The sequence below is a fragment of the Adhaeribacter aerolatus genome (genome assembly GCF_007991635.1).
Lineage (GTDB): Bacteria > Bacteroidota > Bacteroidia > Cytophagales > Hymenobacteraceae > Adhaeribacter > Adhaeribacter aerolatus.
Genome location: NZ_BJYS01000028.1, coordinates 27,278 through 52,783, shown reverse-complemented (window position 1 = coordinate 52,783; position 25,506 = coordinate 27,278). Strand labels below are relative to the sequence as shown.

The 25,506-nt window shown below is 43.8% G+C and carries 22 protein-coding genes; 9 read left to right on the top strand and 13 right to left on the bottom strand.

Going from position 1 to position 25,506, the window contains the following annotated elements; translation table 11 throughout:
• Positions 1-208: 208 nt before the first annotated feature.
• Positions 209-1,750: a SulP family inorganic anion transporter gene (locus tag AAE02nite_RS17925; protein WP_146900839.1), complete on the top strand. Its 1,542-nt coding sequence runs from the start codon at positions 209-211 to the stop codon at positions 1,748-1,750.
• Positions 1,751-1,920: 170 nt separating this feature from the next.
• On the opposite strand, the gene AAE02nite_RS17920 is transcribed toward AAE02nite_RS17925, so the two are convergent.
• Entirely contained in the window at positions 1,921-2,292 is a 372-nt protein-coding gene (locus tag AAE02nite_RS17920; RefSeq protein ID WP_146900836.1) for a cupin domain-containing protein, read from the bottom strand.
• A gap of 30 nt (positions 2,293-2,322) precedes the next feature.
• Positions 2,323-2,538 (bottom strand): Kazal-type serine protease inhibitor family protein, encoded by a 216-nt coding sequence (locus tag AAE02nite_RS17915; protein WP_146900833.1) that lies wholly within the window; start codon positions 2,536-2,538, stop codon positions 2,323-2,325.
• A gap of 402 nt (positions 2,539-2,940) precedes the next feature.
• Here AAE02nite_RS17915 and AAE02nite_RS17910 point away from each other — a divergent pair, with 402 nt between their 5' ends.
• Both AAE02nite_RS17910 and AAE02nite_RS26570 read left to right on the top strand, forming a co-directional pair.
• Positions 2,941-3,342, top strand: coding sequence for a CsbD family protein (locus AAE02nite_RS17910; protein WP_146900830.1), 402 nt, complete (start codon positions 2,941-2,943; stop codon positions 3,340-3,342).
• Between the two features lie 187 nt (positions 3,343-3,529).
• On the top strand, positions 3,530-3,985 hold the full coding sequence (locus AAE02nite_RS26570) for a YtxH domain-containing protein (protein ID WP_218033518.1): 456 nt from the start codon (positions 3,530-3,532) through the stop codon (positions 3,983-3,985).
• A 150-nt stretch (positions 3,986-4,135) separates the two neighbouring features.
• On the opposite strand, the gene lysS is transcribed toward AAE02nite_RS26570, so the two are convergent.
• Positions 4,136-5,659, bottom strand: coding sequence for a lysine--tRNA ligase (gene lysS, locus AAE02nite_RS17900; protein ID WP_146900827.1), 1,524 nt, complete (start codon positions 5,657-5,659; stop codon positions 4,136-4,138).
• A gap of 338 nt (positions 5,660-5,997) precedes the next feature.
• Between lysS and AAE02nite_RS17895 the strand changes: the two genes are divergently transcribed.
• Positions 5,998-7,320, top strand: a complete 1,323-nt coding sequence (locus AAE02nite_RS17895; protein WP_146900824.1) for an SGNH/GDSL hydrolase family protein — start codon at positions 5,998-6,000, stop codon at positions 7,318-7,320.
• A gap of 564 nt (positions 7,321-7,884) precedes the next feature.
• Positions 7,885-8,352: a hypothetical protein gene (locus tag AAE02nite_RS17890; RefSeq protein ID WP_146900821.1), complete on the top strand. Its 468-nt coding sequence runs from the start codon at positions 7,885-7,887 to the stop codon at positions 8,350-8,352.
• Positions 8,353-8,518: 166 nt separating this feature from the next.
• Here the strand turns inward: AAE02nite_RS17890 and pncA are convergent, their stop codons facing one another.
• Positions 8,519-9,127: a bifunctional nicotinamidase/pyrazinamidase gene (pncA, locus tag AAE02nite_RS17885; protein ID WP_146900818.1), complete on the bottom strand. Its 609-nt coding sequence runs from the start codon at positions 9,125-9,127 to the stop codon at positions 8,519-8,521.
• Between the two features lie 286 nt (positions 9,128-9,413).
• Positions 9,414-10,445 carry a hypothetical protein gene (locus tag AAE02nite_RS17880; protein ID WP_146900815.1) on the bottom strand — a complete coding sequence of 344 codons (1,032 nt, stop codon included), beginning with the start codon at positions 10,443-10,445 and terminating at the stop codon, positions 9,414-9,416.
• A gap of 523 nt (positions 10,446-10,968) precedes the next feature.
• On the opposite strand from AAE02nite_RS17880, the gene AAE02nite_RS17875 reads away from it, so the two are divergent.
• Complete coding sequence (locus tag AAE02nite_RS17875; RefSeq protein ID WP_146900812.1) at positions 10,969-11,880, top strand: PorP/SprF family type IX secretion system membrane protein; 912 nt, start codon at positions 10,969-10,971, stop codon at positions 11,878-11,880.
• 245 nt (positions 11,881-12,125) lie between these two features.
• Here AAE02nite_RS17875 and AAE02nite_RS17870 read toward each other — a convergent pair whose 3' ends face one another.
• From AAE02nite_RS17870 to AAE02nite_RS17860, 3 genes are all read right to left on the bottom strand, one after another.
• On the bottom strand, positions 12,126-14,252 hold the full coding sequence (locus AAE02nite_RS17870; protein WP_146900807.1) for a carboxy terminal-processing peptidase: 2,127 nt from the start codon (positions 14,250-14,252) through the stop codon (positions 12,126-12,128).
• 422 nt (positions 14,253-14,674) lie between these two features.
• Complete coding sequence (locus AAE02nite_RS17865) at positions 14,675-15,361, bottom strand: TonB family protein (RefSeq protein ID WP_146900804.1); 687 nt, start codon at positions 15,359-15,361, stop codon at positions 14,675-14,677.
• Complete coding sequence (locus tag AAE02nite_RS17860; RefSeq protein WP_146900801.1) at positions 15,354-15,935, bottom strand: RNA polymerase sigma factor; 582 nt, start codon at positions 15,933-15,935, stop codon at positions 15,354-15,356. Before AAE02nite_RS17860 ends, AAE02nite_RS17865 begins: the two co-directional genes overlap by 8 nt.
• 159 nt (positions 15,936-16,094) lie before the next feature.
• Here AAE02nite_RS17860 and AAE02nite_RS17855 point away from each other — a divergent pair, with 159 nt between their 5' ends.
• Positions 16,095-16,916: an energy transducer TonB gene (locus AAE02nite_RS17855; RefSeq protein WP_170252636.1), complete on the top strand. Its 822-nt coding sequence runs from the start codon at positions 16,095-16,097 to the stop codon at positions 16,914-16,916.
• Positions 16,917-16,984: 68 nt separating this feature from the next.
• Here the strand turns inward: AAE02nite_RS17855 and AAE02nite_RS17850 are convergent, their stop codons facing one another.
• Both AAE02nite_RS17850 and AAE02nite_RS17845 read right to left on the bottom strand, forming a co-directional pair.
• Positions 16,985-17,515 carry a hypothetical protein gene (locus AAE02nite_RS17850; RefSeq protein ID WP_146900961.1) on the bottom strand — a complete coding sequence of 177 codons (531 nt, stop codon included), beginning with the start codon at positions 17,513-17,515 and terminating at the stop codon, positions 16,985-16,987.
• A 494-nt stretch (positions 17,516-18,009) separates the two neighbouring features.
• Positions 18,010-19,206, bottom strand: a complete 1,197-nt coding sequence (locus AAE02nite_RS17845) for a proline dehydrogenase family protein (protein WP_146900795.1) — start codon at positions 19,204-19,206, stop codon at positions 18,010-18,012.
• A 206-nt stretch (positions 19,207-19,412) separates the two neighbouring features.
• Here AAE02nite_RS17845 and aroB point away from each other — a divergent pair, with 206 nt between their 5' ends.
• Entirely contained in the window at positions 19,413-20,450 is a 1,038-nt protein-coding gene (gene aroB / locus AAE02nite_RS17840; protein WP_146900792.1) for a 3-dehydroquinate synthase, read from the top strand.
• A complete protein-coding gene (gene aroA, locus AAE02nite_RS17835; RefSeq protein ID WP_146900788.1) occupies positions 20,447-21,691 on the top strand; it encodes a 3-phosphoshikimate 1-carboxyvinyltransferase in 1,245 nt (414 codons plus the stop codon). The genes aroB and aroA overlap by 4 nt, the downstream gene beginning before the upstream one ends.
• Here the strand turns inward: aroA and AAE02nite_RS17830 are convergent.
• The 3 genes from AAE02nite_RS17830 to AAE02nite_RS17820 form a co-directional block, all read right to left on the bottom strand.
• On the bottom strand, positions 21,684-22,496 hold the full coding sequence (locus AAE02nite_RS17830; RefSeq protein WP_146900785.1) for an ABC transporter substrate-binding protein: 813 nt from the start codon (positions 22,494-22,496) through the stop codon (positions 21,684-21,686). The genes aroA and AAE02nite_RS17830 overlap by 8 nt on opposite strands.
• Positions 22,497-22,628: 132 nt before the next feature.
• On the bottom strand, positions 22,629-23,699 hold the full coding sequence (locus tag AAE02nite_RS17825; protein WP_146900782.1) for a M42 family metallopeptidase: 1,071 nt from the start codon (positions 23,697-23,699) through the stop codon (positions 22,629-22,631).
• 168 nt (positions 23,700-23,867) lie between these two features.
• Positions 23,868-25,427: an acyl-CoA carboxylase subunit beta gene (locus AAE02nite_RS17820; protein ID WP_146900780.1), complete on the bottom strand. Its 1,560-nt coding sequence runs from the start codon at positions 25,425-25,427 to the stop codon at positions 23,868-23,870.
• Positions 25,428-25,506 lie beyond the last annotated feature (79 nt).

Genomic DNA, 25,506 nt, shown 5'->3' with positions numbered 1-25,506 from the left:
AGTAGTTGTGATCTATTAGAGAAGTTGCTACTTTTGCGCCTCTTTATGGAAATTTTAGTAAAATTAAGTCTGATTACCCCACCCTGATTTACCGGTTATACCCTAAGCCGAAATATTCTTAAACTTAAAAGTATCTCCTGCCCGTGCCCCATCGGTTAGCAGGTTAATACATAATTTTCTTTTCATTTTTGGTCCTTCCGGAACAGGTATGGTGTTTATTCAACAAATCAAAAAACAAAATATTAATATAAAAAACGATGTTTTATCGGGTTTAACCGTAGCCTTGGCGCTGGTGCCGGAAGCCGTAGCGTTTTCGCTGATTGCCAATGTTAGTCCTTTAATTGGTTTATATACCGCTTTTATTATTGGTTTAATTACTTCTTTTCTGGGTGGCCGGCCTGGTATGATTTCCGGCGCAACCGGCGCCATTGCGGTCGTGGTGGTAAGTTTGGTAGCAACCCACGGGGTAGAATATTTATTCTCAGCGGTGGTGCTGATGGGCCTGATTCAGATAACGATTGGCTTATTACGCTTAGGCAAGTTTATCCGGCTGGTACCGCATCCGGTAATATTTGGCTTTGTAAACGGCTTAGCCATTGTCATCTTTATGGCCCAGTTAACCCAGTTTAAAGTAACCGATAGTGCCGGAGTACAGCATTGGTTAAGCGGTACGCCGCTGTATATTATGCTGGGCTTTGTGCTGCTCACCATGGCCATAATTCATTTTTTGCCAAAACTTACCAAAGCTGTTCCGGCTTCCTTAACGGCTATTCTGGTGGTTTCGGCCATTATTATTTACTTTAATATTCCTACCCGCACGGTGGGCGATATTGCCTCTATTGCTGGTGGTTTTCCAGAATTTCATTTGCCGCAAGTACCCCTGAACTGGGAAACTTTAACCATTATTTTTCCTTATTCTTTTATTATGGCGCTGGTGGGTTTAATCGAAAGTTTGCTAACTTTAGCGGTAGTAGACGAAATGACCGAAACCCGGGGCCGGGGCAATAAAGAGTGCGTGGCCCAAGGTATTGCCAATATTACCACCGGCTTTTTTGGTGGCATGGGTGGCTGCGCCATGATTGGCCAAAATATTATTAACGTAAGTTCCGGCGGGCGCAGTCGTATTTCGGGTATAATAGCGGCAGTTGGCTTGCTGCTTTTTGTCTTGGTTGGTTCCTCGCTGATTGAACAGGTACCCATGGCGGCTTTGGTAGGCCTGATGTTTATGGTTTGTATTGGTACTTTTGAGTGGGCCAGCTTAAAAATATTTCGGAAAGTGCCTTTAACCGATGTGTTGGTAATGGTATTGGTTACCCTGATTACAGCCATATTCCATAATTTGGCGATAGCGGTCATATCCGGGGTTATTATTTCGGCACTGGCTTTTGCCTGGGAAAGTGCGGTCCGCATCCGGGCCCGCAAATTTACCGATGAAAAAGGTAGGAAGCACTACGAAATATTCGGGCCTTTATTCTTTGGTTCGGTCGCTTCCTTTCAGGAAAAATTTGATATTCAAAACGATCCGGCTGATGTAATTATTAACTTTAAAGAATCGCGGGTAGTAGATCATTCGGCTATTGAGGCTTTGCATAAAATAACCGAGCGTTACAGCAAAGTTGGTAAAAAGGCACATCTGCGCCATTTAAGCGAAGATTGCCAGCGCCTGCTCACCAATGCGGCTTCTATTATAGAAGTGAATTACTGGGAAGACCCGCACTACAAAGTAGCCATCAATACGCTAGAAGGTTAATAATTTCAGGACTTGCGCCCCACCTGCCTCTAGTTTTGCACCAACGTAACCGGTAGTTGTTTATGAATAAGGCTGGTAGCTTGTCCTGTAATTGGTTTTAACAAAAGAGGCTCACCTTACAGGCAGCCTCTTTTTGTTGCTAAAAAAAATAAGAGCCGTTGCTTTAATCTTTATTCATCTTCGCGGTTTACCGTATTTATATCAAAGGCGGGCACGCATACCGACCAATATTCGGTTTCTTCGTCGAACGGGTTGGAATATTTAACCCGGGCGCCGCTTTTGACCAGTAAGGTTTCGCCGGCCTGTAATATTATTTCTTCGCCGTCTACTTCGGCCATTTTCCGGCCCCTGATAACAATGGTAATCTCATCAAATTCTGGTTTCTGGTGCGGCTCCGACCAATGGGGTGGCGCCACCATGTGGGCAATACTGTAGGCCTGGGCACGGGTAGAGGCCAAACCAAAGTGTTCTTCTATCAGTTTGCCATCGGTGGTAGGTACCCGGAATGGTTTTACCTGTTTAAAATATTTTTTTTCGGTCATGTTTTAACAAGGGTATAAAGCTAAGGAAATTTATTCCGGGCACGCACCTTTGGTGTAAGCCGTTACGCCGGCATTTTCGGCCAAACAGGCATTGCTGTAAGTCTGTTTATTACAACCGCAAACCGGATCAAACTGCATGGTACATAAAGCCTCTGGGTTTATTTTGGCCGTATCAATACAATCTGTTTGAGCGGTTTTGCAACTGATTAGCAGCGTGGCCGCCAGGCAACAAAAAAATCTATTCATAGGTCAATAATGGAGTTTTTTTTACCACTTGCAAACGTATTGTCCAGGTTATTTTGGTTCCGGTTGCAAGTATTAATTTAAAGTCGGCCTTATTGGTTTTGTAATTTGCTGATTTATACGCGAAAATGATGTTGTAGCAATATGGCTCTTGAGAAATTTATTCTAATTAAGCTATCGTATTTTTTTGGATGCAGATTATTTGTCCCTGCCTGCAATCTATGCTTTGCAAATGGCGACAAAATTCAGATATATCTATTAATTAACCTTCAGGCTTAACTATTAAAACCTGCTTTCGTATAAAAAATCGATATACGCCAATTTTTATATTTTGATCCTGGCAACGGGTAGTTTAGGCGTGAACAATTTCTTAAAAATTATTATAAACCTCTAAAGAAGAAGCAAATGTTAGGTAATGTAAATGACAACAATGGTAAAGTATTGGTGGCTTTGCTGGCTGGTGCTAGTGCTGGCATAATTGCTGGCTTGTTAATGGCACCAGAGGCCGGTAAAGGTACCCGCGATAGCATTAAACGCAAAGCTATGGACTGGACCGATGAACTGGACCAGGTTGTTCGGAAATATATGCGTAAACTGGAAGACATGAACCTGACCGGAACCGGCAGCAGTTTAAAAATGCAAGGTTCCTGGGATGATGTAAAAGGCCGGTTAAAAAGCCAGTATGGTGATTTGACTGACGAAGATCTGACTTACACCGAAGGACAAGCCGACCAGTTGGTAGGTCGCCTGGAAACCAAACTCGGAAAATCGAAAGCAGAAATCAGACGCCTTATTTCCGAAATTTAATCATCAGGTTTCGGCCACGGGGATTAGTTTTAAATAAATTATGATTTTATCTAAAGCTTTTTACCTTTGTGCCAACGCTAAGAGTTTAAGATATAGCTATAACTTAATGTAATTAAAAACGTTATCTTCGTTTAAGGTTAATATCGAGAGCTATTAGCGGAAACTTTAAAAACAAAAATCTACAACTATGAAAGACAACAGCGGAAAAATTATGCTGGCTTTATTAGCAGGTGCCAGTGCCGGTATCGTAGCAGGCTTATTAATGGCCCCCGACAGCGGTACTGTATCAAGAGATAACCTGAAAAAATATGCCGGTAAGCTGAGTAAGGATTTGGAAAAAACTTTCCAGGAAAACATTAATAAATTAAGCAGTTTAAACACCGGTGCTTTGTTAGGCAGCCTGGGTTTAGGCGGTAAAGCTGATGCCGGTAGCGGCACAACCGGTGGCAGTGCTGCCGGCGGTACCACTGGTGGTAGCTATGCTGGTGGCAGTTCTACTACTGGTTCTAATGCCAATGCCTCTGGCAGTGTAGCTGGCGCTACCGGTACCGATGCCAGTGCCGGCGGTCCTCCGCGGGGTGGCAGAGCAGCGGGCGGTACCAACCCAACCGGGGCTGGTCCGGAAGTTGGCGAAGACGCATAAATTCTTTTAGTTTAAAGCAAAAGGCCTTTCTGATTTACCAGAAAGGCCTTTTGCTTTTTTAGCGCAGATACAATTGCTGCTCTGGATACAATATTCCGGAATATTCTATTCTGAAATATTGTATTCTGGAATATTGTATTCTGGAATATTCTATTCTGGTCTTTCCGGCTTCATCTGCGGGAAAAACAACACATCCTGGATAGAGTTGGAATTGGTCATGATCATGCTCAAACGATCGATGCCAATACCCAGGCCCGCCGTTGGTGGCATCCCGTACTCCAGGGCGCGTAAAAAGTCTTCGTCTAAAACCATGGCTTCGGTATCGCCGCGGCGGCCCAATTCCAGTTGCTCCTCAAAACGGGCCCGCTGATCAATCGGGTCGTTTAACTCCGAGAAGGCATTGCAGATTTCCTTACCATTACAAATTGCTTCAAAGCGTTCTACCAAGCCTTCTTTGCTGCGGTGGCGCTTGGCCAGCGGCGACATTTCTACCGGGTAATCGGTTATAAAGGTGGGTTGAATCAGGTTCGGCTCGCACATTTCGCCAAATATTTCGTCGATAATTTTGCCTTTACCAATTTTAGGGTCGAGGCGAATGCCCAGCTTTTCGGCGGTATCGCGTAGTTCCGGCTCTTCCATCTCGGAAATATCAATTTTGGTAAAATGTTCGATGGCCTCAAACATGGTAAAGCGTTTCCAGGGGCGGGCAAAGTTAATTTTGTTTTCGCCAACTTGTACTTCGGTGGTGCCGTGTAAATCCAGCGCCACTTTCTCCACCATTTCTTCCACCAGATCCATCATCCAGTAATAATCTTTGTAGGCCACGTACAGCTCCACCTGCGTAAATTCGGGATTATGGAAACGGCTCATGCCTTCGTTCCGGAAATCTTTCGCAAACTCGTATACACCATCAAAACCGCCCACAATCAGCCGCTTCAGGTATAGTTCGTTCGCTATCCGCAGGTACAAGGTCATGTCCAGGGTGTTGTGGTGGGTTTTAAACGGCCGGGCGGCAGCGCCCCCGTACAAGGGCTGCAGAATAGGCGTTTCTACCTCCAGGTAACCTTTGGCATTCAAAAACTGGCGCATGGAGTTGGTAAGCTGCGTACGTTTGATAAAAGTTTCGCGCACCTGCGGGTTCACCACCAAATCTACGTACCGCTGGCGGTACCGCATTTCGGGGTCGGTAAAGGCATCGTAGGTAACTTTATTGCCCTGCTCGTCTACGGCTTCTTTTACAATGGGTAAAGGCCGCAACGATTTGGTTAATAATTTCAGTTCGGTTACGTGCACCGATATTTCGCCAACCTGGGTAACAAAAGCGTAGCCCCGGATACCGATAAAATCGCCGATATCCAGCATCTTTTTGAATACTTCGTTGTACAGCGATTTATCGTCGCCGGGTGCAATATCGTCGCGCGAAACGTATATCTGGATGCGGCCGGTACTATCCATTAACTCGGCAAAAGAGGCTTTGCCCATAATGCGGCGGCTCATGAGGCGGCCTGCCAAATAAACATCCTGGTATTCGCCGGAATCGGGTTTGAAATTTTCTTTTATGTCTTTGGCAAAGGCCGATACGGGAAACAACTCCGAAGGGTAGGGGTTAATACCTTTACTCTGAAGCTGTTCGCGCTCGTGGCGCCTGCGTATTTCCTGTTCGCTTAACTGCATGCGGATTATTTTTAATTTCTTTTTAGCGCCGCAAATTTCATAAATATTTTGCCAGGAATCTAACTTTTACGGTAACTTCTCTAAACCTAACCCCAGCCGCCATGTAAACCCACCGGTGAAAGCTTCTAAAAACTGGTTAAATTACCTTACTTATGTACAGCCTCGTTAGTCTACCCAAAATAAAAGACCGGATGCGAGCATAAACCTGTGACCATCAGTAGAAAGTTACGTTTATAAAGAGCTGCCCTGAACTACTGGCCTTAGTACTTATTTGGCGGTAAACCTGGTTTAGTAACTCTAAAAATTTGCCTGTTTATTTATTAACAAAATTATTCTTGATGAAAAATTTACGGAACAGCTATCTATTTATACTAGTATTAGCCTTTAATTTAAGCAGTTGTAAGTTTTTTGAGAAAGAAGATCCGAAGCCGGTTGGCGAAGATTTAAATTTTACCAAATACCTGGCAGTAGGCAACTCTTTAACGGCCGGCTATACCGATGGGGGCTTGTACCGCGAAGGGCAACTTAATGCTTACCCCTATATTTTGGCGCAACAGTTTAAAACAGCCGGCGGTGGTGATTTTCTACAGCCTTTATTTTCGGAACAGGAAGCCAATGGATCGGGGTATTTAAAGCTAACTGGGTTTAGTCCGGCCGGTAATCCTATCCTCACACCCGTAACCACCAATCTGGCTTTAAGAGGGGGGATACCTTTACCCGGTGGCCCCAAATTAACTAAATATACCGATGTCAATCTCCAGAACCTGGGGGTGCCGGGTATGTCGGTGCTTGCGAGTGGGGTTGCTTTGTATGGCACGTTAAATCCGTATTTCGAGCGATTACTGGAAGATACCGATGTTATTACCAAAACCTACCGCAACTTTATCAGCAACCGTAATCATACCTTTTTTAGCCTTTGGCTGGGTGGCAACGATGTATTAGAGTTTGCCACCAATGGAGGCGAAACGAAGCCAGGCAATCCTTTCAGCGGGTTAACCAGTATAGCCGATTTCCGGGAGAATTATAACCGCCTGGTAGAAGCTTTAACCGCTAACGGGGCTAAAGGAGTAGTAGCTACCATCCCGGCGATAACAGCAATTCCTTTCTTTACAACTATTTCGGTGGCCTCTGTCCGGGCCTTGGCTAAAGCCGCCAGTCCGCAATACGATGTATACATCAGAACCGGTTCCGGCTCAACAGATGTACGGGTAGCCCAGCCCGAAGATTTAATTTTGCTCAATGCTGTTGGTACAATCGGCCGGATGGATATGCAAATACCCCATGGCTACACCCCCGATAACCCATTGCTGGATATCGAAGTGCTTGATAAAGAAGAAGCGGCCGAAATAAAAGCCAGGCTGGCAGCCTTTAACAATATAATAACCGAAGCCGGAAAGGTAAATAGCCTGGCGGTAGTAGATATGGAGGCCGCTTTTAACGGTACTTTGGTGGCTAATAGTATTTTAAGCATTTACCAGCAGGGGGTGGCGCAAAATCCTGCCCCTATCCGGAACAGTTTATTTTCGGTGGATGGAATTCACCCAACACCCCGCGGCTACGCTTTAATTGCCAATGAATTTTTACAGGCTATAAACCGGCAATACGGTACTGCCTTACCGCTGGTAAACCCGGCAAATTACCGGGGCATAGCTTTCCCGTGATTTTTAAATACAAACCAGTTCTGCAGAGCCGGTTTAAATAAGACCTGCCTTCCCTTGCTGGTCAAAAGCTTTAACCGCTTAAACTAAAATTATCAGCTAATTTTCTATTTCAAATATTGCAACCGGTTCTGTATCAACTAATATTACAATAGCATCTGAATGAATATGAATATAAATAATAAAAAGGTACTGCGCTTTAAAAAGCATTTTGGTCATTCGGAGCTAGCCCGAGGTTCTACTACAATTATAGAAAAGTAAATTCAGCTATTTTGATTAGCTCAAGAAGTAGGCATTCTTTGAAGTATATTTTTAATTGATAAGGGTATAATAATAAACGAAGCGCCTTTGGGGTTGAGGTATTTAATTTCCTGCCGATGGCTAGCTACATTTACTTAGTGCTTAAAAATGAAAGTAGGTATTTCTACTTTATTTCCTTATCAACCTAAAAATTTTTCAGAATAAAATGGCTATTTAGGCCTAAAAGGCTTATATTAGATAAGAAAATTTAAAATTATACCTTTTTCCGGATGTTATCGTTTATAGGACAAACACCCTGATATTTGGATGAAGTGTGAGGTAACGCTGGTATTTGAAGAGAATGATGGAACGCTTAAATGGCTCTTTAATATTATTTCTTATGCCCATCATATAAGTGAGCCGCGGGTACAAAAAATGCTGGAGCCAATGCTGAAAGAATTTTTGCATGACCAAAGCTACCAGCAATTAATAAAATTAACCCGACAAAAAATATCGGAAGAAGAGCTGGTTGTAAAACATCTGCAAAACGGCCTGATAAAATTTAGTAGTTCGCAGGTAAAAGTACGTGGCCCCAAAATTAAAGCCATGTGCTATATGATTGAACAAGCCGGCACCATGCAGGCCGCCGCCGAAGGGGAAGATGTTCCGGATTATATATTAAATTTATTCGAGGGGCATGCGCTTATATTAAACCGGATAAAAGAGGTAGTTTCCGAAGCATTAAAAATAGCCGGCGCCAAAGGGGTGCAAATAGCAGAATTTAATAGTCAGTAAAGTAGCTTGAATTTTATTCCACGACGAGAGAGACTAAGAGGCTATGGATATCGGTTGATGTTCATAGTCTTTTTGTTTTTAGAACTTTTAATCTACGTTGAAATAATCTTTAACTAACCGGCTACTCCGATTTTAACACCCGCTAACTCCTTATTTATCTTTAATATTACACCAGGGAATGGCTTTGCACCACCTGGCCGCCTCTGTTCAGAACATCGGCTTTGGCTTTCTCAAACTCAGCCGGATTAATGGAGCGGATGCCGTCTTCCACCAGAAAGGTCTGGAATTCTAACTGCAGGGCATCTTTGGCTGTGTAGTAAACGCAAAAATCGCCGGCTAACCCCATAATATAAACCTGGCTAATTTGCTTGCCGAGCAGGTAATCGGCTAAAGCAGTGGTTTTGCGATGGCCATTATCAAAGAATCCGCTGTAACTGTCAATCTCGCGATCGGTCCCTTTCCGGAAAATAGCTTCTACTTTATTCAGGTTTAAGGCATCAGAAAAATCTGCCCCCCGTGAACCTTGCACGCAATGGTCGGGCCATAACACCTGCTCCAGTCCATGTAAATCTATTTTCTCGAAATTAATTTTACCAGCATGATTAGAGGCAAAACTTTTGTGATCCGGTGGATGCCAATCCTGGGTAGCCACTACCAAATCGAAGTGCGGTTGCAACTGGTTGGCCACCGGAATAATTAAATCTCCCTCCGGCACTGCCAAACTGCCGCCCGGAATAAAATCATTTTGAATATCAATCAGCAATAATGCTTTCATGTCAGTTTTTTTGAAGTAAAATTATTGAAGTTTACGCTTTAATGAGGGATTTGGCTACTTTATCAGCTTAACCTATTTATTAGGGATGTTTCTTAAGCTGGTTTGCCTTTTCTTAAATGAATTACCCCACGCTTGAAACTACTAATATTATGATTGGCAATTTACCATACCGCATTATTATTTAACGTGAATTTGGTAAGATATTCGTTAGAACAGGGTCTAAAATATAAAAGCATCGCTTCCGTGGCGAAAGCGATGCTTAGAATTATAGAAAGATAAAGTAGAATTAAGCAGCTGAACTTAACCGGTAGGTATTGCTGCTGCCAAATATAGGCTCAATAGTATCTTGTAAGCGGGCCGTTACAAAGCTGTTTTGCAAATGGGCCGGTAAGGCATCAACCAGTTGCTGGTATTTTTCCAGTCCGATAGCTTTGGCTACGTAGCTTTCGTGGATGCCATTCAGGTATCTTACAATATCCAGTAAACACTCGTGGAACAGCTTAAAGTCTATGTCGGCTTCTACAAAACGGTCTATTTCTTTATGGCTCGACGAAATCCGCAACCGGCTCAATAAGTCGAACAGCGTCGTATAACCCATGCGCCAGGTTATCTGACTCCAGTGCTGCGCGTTCCATTTTTCCAGTACTTTACCAGTCTTCGGGCTCCGTAAGGCCGTTTGGTTGTTGTTCTGCACCTGGTTCCGGATGGTTTGCGCCCGGAGTCGGCGGGTTGTACGCAAAAATTGGCCAATCTGCGCCTGGGCATCTATTTCCTTTTCAGGAATTTGCAAACTGGGTTTATACCCCGCCAGCGGTAACCGGTGGATGGTAAAATCCGGGTAAGGACCGGCTGCATAGTAGCCAACCGCCCGCGGATAAGCATTCCGCACTACCAGTCGTCCTACTTCCCTGCTAATCAGCTCGGCGCTGTTCGTTTTAATATTTAAAGTATATAAGAAAGCCTGCAATCCGGCAAAAATGGTATAATAAGCCTGCGGAAAAGTCCAGTGTAAAGCATGCCGTAAGTAATCTTCGCTGCCCAGCTCTGCCGTTGCCCGTAAAGCATATTCCGTGCTCCAACTGGTCAGCAATATTTTTCCTACTGCTTCCAAATCTTTCTCGTCCAGGTTAGCGTGGTGCTCCCGGAAAAAAGTAAGATTATCCAAACCGTTGTCGTCGGTATGCTGAATATGGTAATTAATGGCAAAGAAGTAATTCAGGAATACCTGCGCCGGAATCGACTTCCGCCAGGTTTCTTCCGGCTTAATCTGCTCTTCCGTAAAGAGCGGAATTACATTTTCGTTAGTAACCTTTTTCATACTAAAGAAACAAAATTTAGTCTCCAAATAGTTGCAAATTTATTTAGTATTTACCTCTGAAATTAAAAATAATAAGCCTGAATTACAAGCAGTTATAGAAATAAATTTATGCTAATTAAATTAGTAAAATGCCTGCAACGATGGGGCAAAAAGGAGGAGTTCTTATGAAGTTTAATTCCGGTATTACCTGTATGGAGAGCAAAGAATAAAAATAAATAAGTCCGGTAAAATGTTAAAATAGCCTCCTGAATAAGCTTATTAAATAAAATTATCTGGGTAAAAGGAATAAATTCAATATTTTAATCTAAATACAAGGCTTAATTAAAGATTGGATTATATGTGAAAATTACAAGTATGTTAATAGCTAATTTTCCTTTATATCTTATAAAAATAGGTTTTTGGGTAGTATTGTTAATTTTTTGTTTAAGGTTAAGAATAATAATATTTAAAAGGTTATAAATTAATAAAAAAATATTGCTTAATATTGCAGTGTTCTAATTATTAAAATTATTATATTATACAGATGCGTATTTTTACCCTGGTAGTTATATCTGTGTTTCTTTCCTTATTTAATCTACAGGCCCAAGAACTGCCGGCAATTAAAATCAGGACCATTATTCCGAAGCAGTACCAGCACAATTTCGTCTTTTTTAATCCGGCGTATGCCGGTTCTGAAAGCAAACGGGAAATTGGTATTACCGGGCATAAGCTTTCGATGCAGGAGCCGGGCGGGCCGGTAAATGGTTTAGTTTATTACCATGCCCCATCAGGTGCCAGGGAATTGCAAACCGGCATTGGCGTGGTGTCTTCGTTTGAGAAGTTTAGTCCTTATACCCGCGGCCGGTTTGGGTTTGTTTATGCCCGGGGTTTGCAACTGACCAAGAATTTAAGAGTAGCGGCAGGCGTGCAGGTAAATGGTAAATTCTTAAATATTAGTTATGAGGATTACCGCCGCTTAAATCCAAATGGGCGTTATTTAACTTCCGACGATAGCGACGTATGGCCGGACTTAGATGCGGGTATCTGGGTTAATGCCCATCCCTTTTTTCTGGGTGGTTCTATTATGAATATAATGAGCCGTACGTTTGAATTTAAGGGCGATGCTTCGCGCCGGGAAATGCGGGAGGCATTATTGACGGGTGGTTTTAAAATCCGCTTTGGCGAGCATTATAACCTAACGCCATCGGTTCTGATGCAACGGGGTTTAGATGTTGAAACGACCGAATTAACTTATAATGCAACCGCAGTGTTAAAGTTTTTAATAGTAGGAGCTTCGTACCGCGGCGACCACTACACCCAAATGCCCTGGTCGTTTAACGGAGGTTTAAATTTTGGCGATAAAGTTTATTTGGTATTAGCCGCTTCTGTGCCCGACAATAATTATTCTGAAATTTATAAGCACGAACTGGAAGCTAACTTACGGGTCCGGTTTTAAAAATAATTTATTTATAACACCAATTTTGGATGAGCCATGCGCATAAAATATAAGAAGCTGGTTGCGGTAACCGAAATTGCTCAATTTACTTTTACCTGGTGGTAATAGAACCAGCAGCCAAGGAAGGAGGCGTAATAGGCTACCGTTTAGCGCTGTTCTGTTTATAAGGGATAATAAATCAGTCAAATAAAAAAAAAGCCATCAGATAACCCTGATGGCTTTTTTTATAATAAAGGAGTTGCCGCTTATAACTGGTCTTTTACAATGGCAACTGCTTCGTGCACGTAAATATCTTTCTGAATATTTTTAGCAAATTTATTGTACCTGCCCGCCTTAATGGTGTCGGATTTAGCAGTTGCCAAATCGCTGGCTAAAGCCGACGTATTTAGGCTTGGCATTGATTTTTCCAGCGCTTCGTAGCGCTTGGTTTCTTCGCGGTTTTTCTTTATATCGGTCCGGTAAGTAGCCAGTTTTAAAGATTGCTTAGAGGCCTCTATCCGCTCTTTCATGCGCTCGGCCTGTTGGGCCACTTGTTTAAAGCTTTGGTTACCGGCTACCCGTTGCTGGCTTTTTGCTTTAATGGTTTGCATATTCCAGTTTGGCGTCCAGGGTTTAAAACGAGCGGGTTTAATTTCATCCCATGGCAACGGATAATCCTGGTCTTTCTCGCCTTGTTCTAAAAAGCTATAGAAGTCGGGTAAGGTAATATCTGGCGTTACACCGCGTAACTGAGTAGCACCACCGTTAATCCGGTAGAACTTCTGGGTAGTTAATTTAAGCGAACCAAACGGTTTTAAAGCGCTGTAGGGGCCACCTTGTAGAGCCTGGTCTAAGTCGAACACTTGTTGTACGGTACCTTTGCCGTAAGTGGGGCTACCAACAATCACCGCCCGGTTATAATCCTGTAAAGCAGCGGCAACAATTTCGGAAGCCGAAGCACTGAAAGAGTTAACCATTACTACCAGCGGGCCATCAAATTGCACGGCCGGATCTTTGTCTTCCAGCACCTGCGGCTGCGAACCACTGGTTTCTACCTGCACGATGGGGCCTTGCGGAATAAATAAGCCCGACATTTCAACGGCATCCGATAAAGAACCACCACCGTTAGTCCTTAAATCCAGGATAATACCTTGGGCACCTTCGCGCTTCAGTTTTTCTACTTCCTTGCGTACATCTTCGCCGCTGTTGCGGCCACCCGACCGTTTAAAGTCAGCGTAGAATTTAGGCAAGCGAATGTAACCCACTTTGTTGTCTTCATTAATTAACGCAGATTGGGCGTAGGTTTCTTCAATAATTACCACTTCCCGGATAATCGGAATAATTTTAATGGTACCATCAGGTTTTTTAACGGTTAACCGTACTTCAGTTCCTTTTTTACCCCGAATCATTTTAATGGCATTGTCCAGGCGCATACCTTCCACACTTACTGGTTCCTGGTTGCCTTGCGCTACTTTTAAAATAATGTCACCGGCTTTTAATTCGCCCTGGCGGAAAGAGGCACTGCCCGGCACAATTTCGGCTACTCTAATCTGACCTTCGCGTTCCTGAAGCGAGGCCCCAATACCTTCCAAACGGCCGGTCATTTCAATATCGAAAGAAGCTTTATCTTCCGGTGCGAAATATTCGGTGTGCGGGTCGTAAGTGTTGGTAATGGCATTCATGTACAAAGAGAACTGATCTTCTTTCGTAGATTGGCTCTGCCGGCGGTAGAAATCTTCGTAAGTTTTAGTTACTTTTTTGCGGGCATCGGCTTCCAGTTGCGCATAAGTTTTAGCTGCTTCTTTCGTGTCGCCTCTCTCCTTGGCTTTTTCCTGCACATCCATCATCTCAGATAACTGTCCTAGCGTTTGGTACTTCAGGTATTTCCGCCAGGCTTCTTTTAAAGCCGCTTTATCAGCCGGGCGGGTAATTTTATCCGGGTCGGTTTCAATGGTCTCGTCTTTTTCGAAATCGAAAGGCTTGGCTAAAATTTCTTTATAATAGCCTTCGGTCTCTTTCAGCCGCTCGCCGTATAATTTGCTGGCCTGGTTAAAAAAATCGTGCGTGCCGCGTTTAACCTGGTCGTCAATATCCAGTTGGTGTTTTTTTAGGGTAGTTATATCGGCTTCTGTTAAAAACTTTTTGTTTACATCCAACCGCTTCAGATAGAGGTCAAATACTTTTTTAGAGAAATTATCATCTACCTTTTCCGGCTGAAAATGGGCACTGTTTAAGCCTTGCATTACCACTTTTAACAGCACTGTATTTTTATCAACCACTCCGGTGGGCGTATCTATTTCGAATGGCGATTTGTGAAGTTTAAGTGATGCTAAAACTCCGACAGCCAACAGAACTGTTATATAAATTAATATTTTAGATCTATAGGAGAACATACTGTTAAAATAATTATAATTTGTGCTTTACTATAAACAAAAGTAGTGCCTAATATGTAGCGGGCAGTTACCCAATAATGTACGGTAATTTTAAAAAGATGGGGGTATTTCCCTCATTTTCTTAATAAATAAAATAAATACTATATTTGCCTTTTTTGGCAAAGTGAAAAATACCCGAAGTAAGCCCCACTTCTGAGATTTACTCGTTTTTCCGGAGTAAGGTAGAAAAAATATTTTAGTTTATTTACCTCCGGTAGCAGATTAAAGTTATGAAGCTGTTTCGCATTTAAAAAGTTGGAATAAACCACTGCCTTTGCGGTGTATTTTCGCCAGAGAGGAGTCGGCAGGCGCTTAAGCATAGGCAGGATAATACGCCACAATAGCACCCGGAAACTTCCCGAATTAAAAATACAATACAATTTCTATTTAATTAACCGGAAAGGAATGGTAACTGTTTTGTTTTCGGTAACTATTTTTTCCTGACGCCGGGCCGGAATCCAGATTGGTCCTTCCTTTATTAAGCGCACCGCTTCGGCATTTAGTTCCGGCGTTAATCCTTTTACAATCCGCAAATTACTTAGGCTGCTATCTGGGTTAACGGTAAAACCGACAGTAATATTACCGTCTATGCCAAGTTGGCGGGCTGGTGCCGGGTATCGCAGGTTCTGCTGGAGGTATAGCTGGTAATTCGCAGCACCTACCATCGGATGAGCTGAAATAAAAGCTGTTTGGGAGACAGATGGTTTTACGGAGGTACCCGGATGAGCATTTTTCGCCTGGAACCACACCAACAGGGCAGCTAGTAACACCAAAAACAAGATAGCGGTGGTAATACCCCAGTTTTTTAAATGCTGCACAATGGTATTGGGGTGCCGATGTTGCGTACGGCTTTTCAGATGATAGTTAATCTGGAAAAGTTGTTGCCGGGTTTTTTCCGGGGTAGAAATACCCAGACCGGCTATGGCATCGGCGCACAGGTCACATTCGAGTAAGTGACGCTCTACTTCGTACCGTTCGGCGGGCAGCAACTGGTTATCCAAGTACTGGTACATAACATCGGCCGACAAATGTTTATCTGGTAAAGCTGAAACCGACAGATTGCTATTCATGGTGCTTTTCTAGGTAAATTTTTAAATTACGCTTGCCATTCTGAATATAGCTCTTTACTTTATTCAGGTCGTACCCTGTAATCTGGGCAATTTCCTGATAGCATTTTTTATGCAGGTAAAAGAGTTCTATGCAAATTCGCTGTTCTTCCGGAATATGATTTAGTCCTTCTTCCAGTAAGATAAACGTTTCTTCCTGGCGCAAAGCAGTCTCCGGCGATGTTTCATCGGCGGCCACATTTAATTCCGATAAATCCTGATTTACTATTTTCCCGGACCGGGTTTTTCGGGCGCGCAAAATCATCAGGCAATAATTTTTAGTAAGCACGTACAGCCAGCTTTCAAATTTTTGTACCGGCTGGTTTTGCAGCGCCTGCAGTACTTTCTCGAATAGCTGCATAACAGCATCCTTGCTGTCTTCTTCGTCTTTGAGGTATTTCAGGCAAATACCGTAAACCAGGTGCGTATAGCGTTGGTAAAGCTCTGCCGCAAAAGCCGGATCAGACGTAGCCCGGTACTGACGGATCAGCTCCTCGTCGGAATGGTATGATTGCGGTTTTTTACGGCGGCTAAACATAATTACTTAAAAGATGCAGAAAACTTAAAGTTCCATAAGAAAAATTAAATATAACCTTTATATGGAATCGGTATGAAAACGGCATCCTCTAATTAAAGAAGCTTTTCTGCAGAAAATCCTTCCACATTATTTGCAAATCATATAAATAAACGAATGATAATGGAAACTGGATTCTTATCTGTTGCCTCCTTTGACGATATTGTCTTTGAAGGCCGAAATAAAGCTTATGGTGCTTACGTGCTCCGCCAGGAATATCCGATGCAGGTTGTAAAGGCAACCGGCATTGCCTTGTTAACTGCGTTTTTATTTTTAATTGGCTTGGTAATAAAAGAGCCAGATGTAATGCTACCCGCCGATACCCAAAGTACGCAGCTAAACAATAAAGTACACACATTTATAGTCGAACCAATTATTCCGAAACCACCGGTAAAACCAGTAGCGCCAACGCCGGCGGCTTCACCGGCTTCACCGGCTGTAACTACCAAGGCATTCCGGGAGATCAGAATTGTACCGGATTTGACGCCGGTAACAACTACTATTCCGGACCAAAATGATTTTGCGCAGGCAGAGCCGGGCTTGGTAACGGCTGCCGGTAATTTGCCCGGAACGGTGCCGGATGTTTTAGCCGAAGCCGATTCAGCGATTGGTACAGGTACTGAAACCAGCAGCCCTTTTGAGGTGGTCGAAAAAATGCCCGAATTCCCTAATGGATTAGCCGCGATGTATAAATTTATAAGTAAACACCTGCGTTATCCGGCTGAAGCACAAAGCCTGGGATTGCAGGGGAATGTGGTATTAACTTTTGTGGTTAGCGCCACCGGCGAGATATCAGATATAAAAATATTGCAGGACATTGGAGGTGGTGCCGGTGAAGAGGCAAAACGGGTAGTAAGCTTAATGCCCCAATGGCGGCCCGGTTTGCAGCAAAACCGCGCCGTGCCGGTACGTTTTACTTTGCCTGTCCGGTTCCGGATTAATTAAAAAAGGTCTTGAAAAACAAAAGCCCTGTCTTTAAAGAACAGGGCTTTTGTATTGGAATTAGTTTCTGATTAACGGTAAATACTTTCGCCGTTGCTATTGCGCCATTCGTTTTCCAGGTAAGTGGCATCATCGTCGTTGCGCGGGTGTACGCCCATAACAATACCGCCTTCTTTTACGCCGTGCTCATATTCTTTGGCCCGATCTTCGGGAATACCAGAGCCAACCAGGGCACCCAGTAAACCACCAGTTAAACCACCCGCGCCGGCACCGGCTAAACCGGCCGCTAACGGACCAGCCACTACTAAGCCTAGGCCCGGAATAGCTACCGAAGTACCAATAGCTGCTACGGCACCCACAATGGCTCCTAAGGTACCACCAATAGCCGAACCGGCACCGGCACCTTCTAAAGCTTTGTCACCTAAATCGGAGTCGGCGGTGTTATCGCCAAAATGCCGTTTCCGGGTTTCATCCGACATAACTAAGTTTATATCATCTTTGGTATAACCACGGCTGCTCAGCGAACTATAAGCACGTTCGGCACTATCCCGATCGCGGAACATGCCGGTCATCAGCCGGGAAGAACCAGTACGACCCGACATTAAGCTGCCAGAACCAGACATCGAACTACCAGTCATACTGCTACCGGAATTAAGGGTACTGTCATAATCCTGGCCGGCTCTGCTGCTACCTGAAAGATTGTTCAGAGAAGAACCGGAACCCGAATTATTGTTCATATTATTGTTATTGGCATTATTCTGATCTTCAAAATTGCGCCCTGAATTAGCACCTGTGTTATTTTCCATAGTCTTTCGTTTTAAGGTTATTTTGGTTAATATTTCAGACAGCTAGAATAGCTAGCTGCACCCTAAACTAAACGACTCATGCTGGAATTGGTTACAAATACGGGTAAAGCGTGCAGGAAAATAGAAGTTATTGTGAATTTACTTTTAGCAAAAAAGCAGGCTTGGATTTTATAATTCTTTTAAAATTTTTAATTATCTGCCTGAAAAATAAAGTTTTTTTATTTGATGCTGAATATTCAGCCGAAGCTCTGCTCTGCGCGAAATGTTTAATCGGGGCGTTGTAGGTGTATTTACTTAGTAGTGGTTTTTACTTTCTTACGCCGTTCCATTTCTTTTTTTATCAGGTTAAATTCCCGGCTGCTTTGGCCCGCAATGGCGGTGTTCTCGTCGGCTCGTCGCAGTAAATAAGGTAAAACTGCTTCTACCGGACCGTAAGGGACATATTTAGCTACGTTGTATCCGGCATGGGCCAGATTGTAAGATAAGTTATCGCTCATGCCGTAGAGCTGGGCAAAATATACCCGAAAGTCGTTCGGCGGAATGTTGTATTGCGCCATCAATTTTAATAGCAAGTAACAGCTTTCTTCGTTGTGGGTGCCGGCACAAAAGGCAATGCGGTCCAGGTGCTCCAGGCAGAAAACCATGGCATCGTTAAAAAGCTTATCGGTGGCGGCTTTGCTGGGATTTATGGGGTTAGGATATCCTTTTTCCTGGGCCACGCGGGCTTCTTTTTCGAGGTAAGCGCCTCGCACTAATTTTGCCCCCAGCCAATAACTGCCCGCAACGGCATCTTCGTAATCTTTGCGCAATACATCTAACCGGTCCTGACGGTAGAGTTGGTAAGTATTATATACAATTACCTGTTCCTGGTTATAGCGGGTCATCATGTCAATGGCTAGGCGATCAATTGTCTCCTGAAACCAACTCTCCTCGGCATCAATAAATACCCGGACGGCGTACCGGTGGGCTCTTTCGCAAATCGTATTTACCCGGTTGTAAGCCCGATTAAAAGCTTGCTCTTCGGTGGGGTTTAAAGGTTCTTTGTCCTGTACTTTTTTCAGCAGGATAGCATCGGCGATGCCGGTAACTTTAAAAACCGAAAAAGGAATATTTTTGGAACGGTGGGCTTTTTCGATGGTGGCCAGAATTTCTTTGTACGTGGCATCAAAACTGTTTTCGTCGTTTTCGCCTTCTACCGAATAATCCAGAATGGTGCCGATATTGGCCTGGGCCAATTCCTGAATAACTTTGTTACACTCCAGCAAATTTTCGCCACCACAAAAATGACTAAAAATGGTGGGCTTAATCAGAAACTTCACCGGTAAATTCCACCGGAAAGCTTTACTCACCAGTTTGCCTCCTGTCTTCACCAGGAAATTATTATTCATGGTGGCAAATAGGGTATACATTTTAAATAATTCAGCATCCGATTTAGACGCAAAGGCAATAGCAGTATTTTCGAAAGAAACAGGTGTAACCGAAGTCATGGAGTACTTATAATCTGGCGCTTTAAAAGGTAAGGTGTACAAAAATTAACTACGGAGCGTATGGTTTTGAGAGCGGCTTCGGAGTTAATTTGCTGTTTACCTTAAACCGTAGCAAGTGGACAGATGTTTCACAACCGCCATCCTATTAATATTTGCGTAACGTTTATTTTAGTATTTACTTTGGGCACACTAAAACAAAGCTGATTTTGTTCGAAAATATTCATATCGGGGAAGATTCCTTAGCCGCTTTAGGCGAATTTTTAAAGAACCGGGCTTTTGATAAAATGGTGGTTCTGACCGATGACAATACCTATATCCACTGTTATCCGCTGGTAGAGCCTTTTTTGCCCCCGCACCGTGTTATTAAGGTTAAAAGCGGCGAAATTCATAAAAACCTGCAAACCTGCGAGCATATCTGGGAAGAACTGACAGATCAGCAATTAAGCCGCTGGTCGTTGCTGCTAAACCTGGGCGGCGGGGTTATTGGCGATATGGGTGGTTTTTGCGCCGGGGTATTTAAGCGGGGAATCTATTTTGTGCAGATACCTACCACCTTGCTATCGCAGGTAGATGCCAGCGTAGGCGGTAAAACCGGCATTGACTTTAGAGGCTTTAAAAACCATTTGGGCGTCTTTCAGGAGCCCTTAAAAGTGTTTATTTATCCGGGTTTCCTGCAAACCTTACCTTTAGCCGAACTAAAATCCGGTTACGCCGAAATTATTAAACATTGGCTTATCCGGAAAAAAGAGTCTTTTGATACCCAGAAAAATATTGGCCTGCTTACCGACGACTGGACCAGCCTGATTACCGAATCGGTTGGAATTAAAGCCGAAGTAGTAGCCGCCGACCCGTTGGAAAAAGGTTTGCGCAAAATATTAAACTTTGGCCATACAGTAGGGCATGCCCTCGAAACATACCGGCTGGAAAAGCCCGGCCAGGCTTTACTCCACGGCGAAGCCATAGCAGTGGGTATGATTTGTGAAAGCTACCTCTCCCAGCAACGTGGTTTATTAACCCCAGATGAGGTAATGCAAATTGAATTATTTATCTCTTCGGTTTACGAAAAGGTAGAAATAGCTCCCGACAGTATACCGGCTATTGCGGCTTTGGCTTTACAGGATAAAAAAAATACCGGTTCGGTAATTAAATGTACCTTGTTGCAAGGTATTGGTAATGCGGTATACGACCAGGTTATTACGTTAGCCGATATTCAGGATTCTCTTCATTATTATCGTTCTTTATGAGTGCCATCAATTCTACTTTATATATATCGCATCCCTCGCAGGTATTATCCGGGGCCGTAACGTTACCGGCCTCTAAAAGTGAAAGCAACCGGGCTTTAATCATCGAAGCTTTGTCGGGCGCCGGTTCGCAGCTCGATAATTTATCGGAAGCGAACGATACCCGCGTAATTACCCGGTTGTTGAGCGAAACAGCCAATGAACTGAACGCAGAAGATGCCGGAACGGTAATGCGTTTTATGACCGCGTATTTGGCCGTAACCGGGCAGCAGAAAATTATAACCGGTACGCCGCGCATGTTGCAGCGGCCCATTGGGGTGCTGGTTGATGCCCTGCGCGAACTGGGCGCTCAGATAGATTACCTGGGGCAGGAGGGTTACCCGCCCCTGGCTTTCCGCGGTATTGACCGCAACCGCGAATACCCGGCTACTTTAAAGGTACGCGGCGATATCAGCAGCCAATATATTTCGGCCTTGCTGATGGTAGCTCCTTTATTTCCCAACGGACTTACTTTGGAATTAACCGGTAAGATTGGTTCCCGGCCTTATATTCAGATGACTTTGGCTTTGATGAAGCATTTTGGCGCCGAAGGCCATTTTGAAGGCAATATTATTCATGTACCGCCCCAAACTTATCAGCCCGCCAGCTATATTATTGAATCGGACTGGTCGGGGGCAAGCTATTGGTACAGTATGGTTGCTTTAGCAAAAGATGCTACCGTAGAATTGAAAGGTTTGCGCCGGAATTCATTTCAGGGTGATAGTGCCATTGCAAATATCATGTTAAATATTGGGGTGCAAACCACCTATAATGCAAATAGCGTTACCCTTACTAAAACCAATAAGAATGAGGTATTCGCTTATGATTTTTCAGATTGCCCTGATTTAGCCCAAACCATTGCGGTGGTATGTGCGGCCAAAGGCATTGCGGCCGAAATGAGTGGCCTGGAAAGTCTACGGATTAAAGAAACCGATAGAATAGCGGCCCTGCAACAGGAGCTTCGCAAAATGGGCGGCGATTTAGAAGATATTGGCAATGGAATTTTCCGGGTGAAACCAATTACAAACTTTGCCGCTGGGCCAGTGTTCGATACCTACGAAGATCACCGGATGGCCATGGCTTTTGCACCGTTAGCTTTGGTTTCTAAAATTGCCATCCAGGAGCCGCATGTCGTCCGGAAATCCTACCCGCGGTTTTGGCAGGATTTAGAAAGCATGGGCTTTACCTTAGAAGCGGCTAACTAATTAAAGCTGCTTCTATTTCTTTTCTTAAACTTTGTAAGTACGACGACGTCTGTTGCAGGCGGCTGCCGTACCAGCTAAACAATTCGCCATCCACCAACTTCACTAAAGGATTTGGCAATATTTCCTGTATTTCCCGTATATGCTTTTCTTTAAACGGATAGGGCTCAGAAGATAAGAAAACCACCTGGGGTGCTGCTGCTTTCAATACATCGGGCGTAATAATGGGGTAGCGGTTTAAACCAGAAAAAATATTCCGGAAACCAACAGCCGTTAACATCTGGTGAATAAAAGTATCGTGCCCAACGCTCATGTAAGGATCTTTCCAGATTAAATAAGCCGCCGAAATCAAATTTAATTCTGTTGATTGTAGGGTAGCAAAACCGCTGGAGATATTCTGGATAATATTTTCGGCCGCATCCGAAGTTTCGGTTAATTGCCCAATATTTTTTATCATCGTTAGCGCGTCGGGTAAAGTAAAAATGTCGCTCATCCAAACGGGGTAGGTCTGCTCCAACGCCTGGATGCCTTCCAGGTAGTTTTCTTCTTTATTACCAATAATTAAATCTGGTCTTAAGGCCCGGATAATTTCGAAGTTAAAGTTTTTGGTACCTCCAATTTTAGTTTTTCCCTTTACCTGGGCTGTTGGGTGCACACAAAATTTAGTTACCCCTACAATTCTATTGGCCAGGCCTAAGTCAAATAATAACTCCGTTTGAGAAGGTACCAGGGAAATAATCCGTTGCGGCGCCTTCGGCAATTCTATTAGCCTGGATAACTGATCGGTAAATGTTTGCGGAAAGGTCATCGGACTTATGATTAAAGCAAATTAGTAAAAGACAGGATAATGATAGGCTCAGGAAATTTGGTAAAATAAAAACGCTTCCTGTTTTAAACAAGAAGCGTTAGTAAGGAAAGTTTGTGTGTGTGTTTGGGTGGGTTATTTAAAATAACGAAAATCGTGACCTGATTCGAGTTGTACCAGAAACTCATAGATCAGTTTTGACACATTATCTACATCTTCTTTATGAACAGTTTCGACGGTGGTGTGCATGTATTTTAATGGCAGCGATATCAGGGCAGAGGCTACACCTTCGTGGGAATAGGCAAAAGCGTCCGTATCGGTACCGGTAGCCCGTGAGGCGGATGCCCGCTGAAAAGGAATTTCTTTTTCCTGCGCTACCCGAATAATCATATCCCGCACGTTATTCTGTACAGCCGGACCGTACGTAATGACCGGACCTTTGCCGCAATGGATGTCGCCGCTGGTTTTTTTCTCGTACATAGGGGCCTGCGTGTCGTGCGTAACGTCAGTAATAATAGCTACATTGGGTTTAATCCGGTGGGCAATCATTTCGGCACCGCGTAAGCCAATTTCTTCCTGCACGGCGTTTACGATGTACAAGCCAAAAGGCAACTTCTTTTTGTTCTCCTGCAACATGCGGGCTACTTCGGCAATCATAAAACTACCAACCCGGTTATCGAGCGCACGGCCAACAAGGTATTTTTCGTTCATGACCATCAGTTCATCGTCGAAAGTAATAACCGAGCCCACATGCACGCCCATCTCTTCTACTTCCTGGCGCGAGGAAGCACCACAATCCAAAAATATGGTTTCGATGGTAGGGGCTTTATCTTGTTCTATTTTGCGCACGTGAATAGCCGGCCAGCCAAATACGGCTTTTACAATACCTTTAGCCGTATGAATATTTACGCGTTTGGAAGGGGCAATCAGGGCATCAGAGCCGCCGTTCCGGCGAACATAGATATAGCCTTGGTCGGAAATGTAGTTTACAAACCAGGCAATTTCGTCGGCATGGGCTTCTATTACTACTTTGTATTCGGCTTCCGGATTGATAACGCCAACCACCGTGCCGTATGTATCTACAAAATATTCATCAACATAGGGCTTAATATAATCAAGCCAAACTTTTTGTCCTTCTGCCTCAAAACCAGTAGGGGAGGCGGTGTTTAAATACTTCTCTAAAAAAGCAAAGCTTTCCTCTTTCATCTGTCTAATCACTAACCATAGGGTGAGCTATGGATATTTTTGTTTGTTGTTGTTGTTAGTTATACCTATTTAATTGGCTAGGTTTTCGTAAGCTTGGGTCGGATAATTTACTTGAATAGTTAAAAATATAATTAATATTTTATATATTCAAGTATTCATATATTTATTTTATAAAGGAATATTTCCGTGTTTTTTCCGGGGCAGATTGGCTACTTTGTTTTCCAGCATCTTAAACGCTTTTATTAATTTTAAGCGGGTTTGTCCGGGCATAATTACTTCGTCGATGAAGCCCCGGTGGGCCGCCCGGTAAGGTGTCGCAAATTTTTGCTGGTATTCCGTTATCTTTTCGGCCAGTTTCGCTTCCGGATCTTCGGCCTGGGCTATTTCGCGTTTAAATATTATTTCGGCCGCTCCTTTGGCACCCATTACGGCAATTTCGGCTGTTGGCCAGGCATAATTTAAATCGGCCCCAATATGTTTAGAGTTCATTACATCATAAGCGCCACCGTAAGCTTTACGGGTAATTACGGTTATACGCGGCACCGTTGCCTCCGAAAAGGCATATAATAATTTAGCACCGTTACTGATAATGCCGCGCCATTCCTGATCGGTGCCTGGTAAAAAGCCGGGTACATCCTCGAGCACCAGTAACGGAATATTAAAGCAATCGCAGAAGCGAACAAAGCGGGCGGCTTTGGTGCTGGCATTAATATCTAACACACCGGCTAACACAGCGGGCTGGTTGCCCACAATGCCAATGCTGCGGCCGGCCAAACGGGCAAAACCCACTACTATGTTTTCGCCAAAATTTTTGTGCACTTCAAAAAAGCTGCCTTCGTCTATAATGCCTTCAATTACTTCACGCATGTCGTAAGGCTGGTTCGGGTTTTCGGGAATAATGCGGTCTAATACAGGCCGGTACTCGTCGTCGGTAGCTTCGTAGGCGTAGCGAGGAGTGGTGTCTTCGCAGTTTTGCGGGATAAAACTCAGTAAAGTTTTAATATTCTGGATGCACTCCAACTCGTTTGCACACGAAAAATGGGTAACACCGCTTTTGGTGCTGTGGGTACTGGCGCCACCTAATTCTTCGGAACTTACATTTTCGTGGGTAACCGTTTTTACCACGTTGGGCCCGGTTACAAACATATAGGAGGTATTCTCTACCATTAAAATAAAATCGGTAATGGCCGGCGAGTAAACCGCTCCCCCCGCACAAGGGCCCATTACAGCCGATATTTGGGGTATTACCCCGGAGGCTAAGGTATTCCGGTAGAAAATATCGGCATAGCCACCCAGCGAAACCACACCTTCTTGTATCCGGGCGCCGCCTGAATCATTCAGGCCAATAACCGGCGCACCGTTTTTCATGGCCAGATCCATTATTTTAACAATTTTCTCGGCGTGCGTTTCGGAAAGGGAACCGCCGAAAACAGTAAAATCCTGCGAGAAAACATATACCAGTCTTCCATTTATAGTACCATAACCAGTAACCACGCCATCGCCCAGGTAATATTCTTTATCCAAGCCAAAGTCTTTGGAACGGTGCATGACAAATTTTCCGATTTCTTCAAAAGAACCGGCATCGAGTAGCAAATCCAAGCGCTCCCGGGCGGTAAGTTTACCTTTTTTATGCTGGGCGTCAATCCGGTCCTGGCCACCTCCCAACAAAGCTTCGGTATTTTTTCGGTTAAGAACTTCTATTTTGCTTCCTGCGCTGCTTTCTGACATACAAAATTTGTATCTACAAAGATGACCAAAGTTATAAAAAACTCGCTTATTTAAACTTTTAATCGTACAATTATTTGCT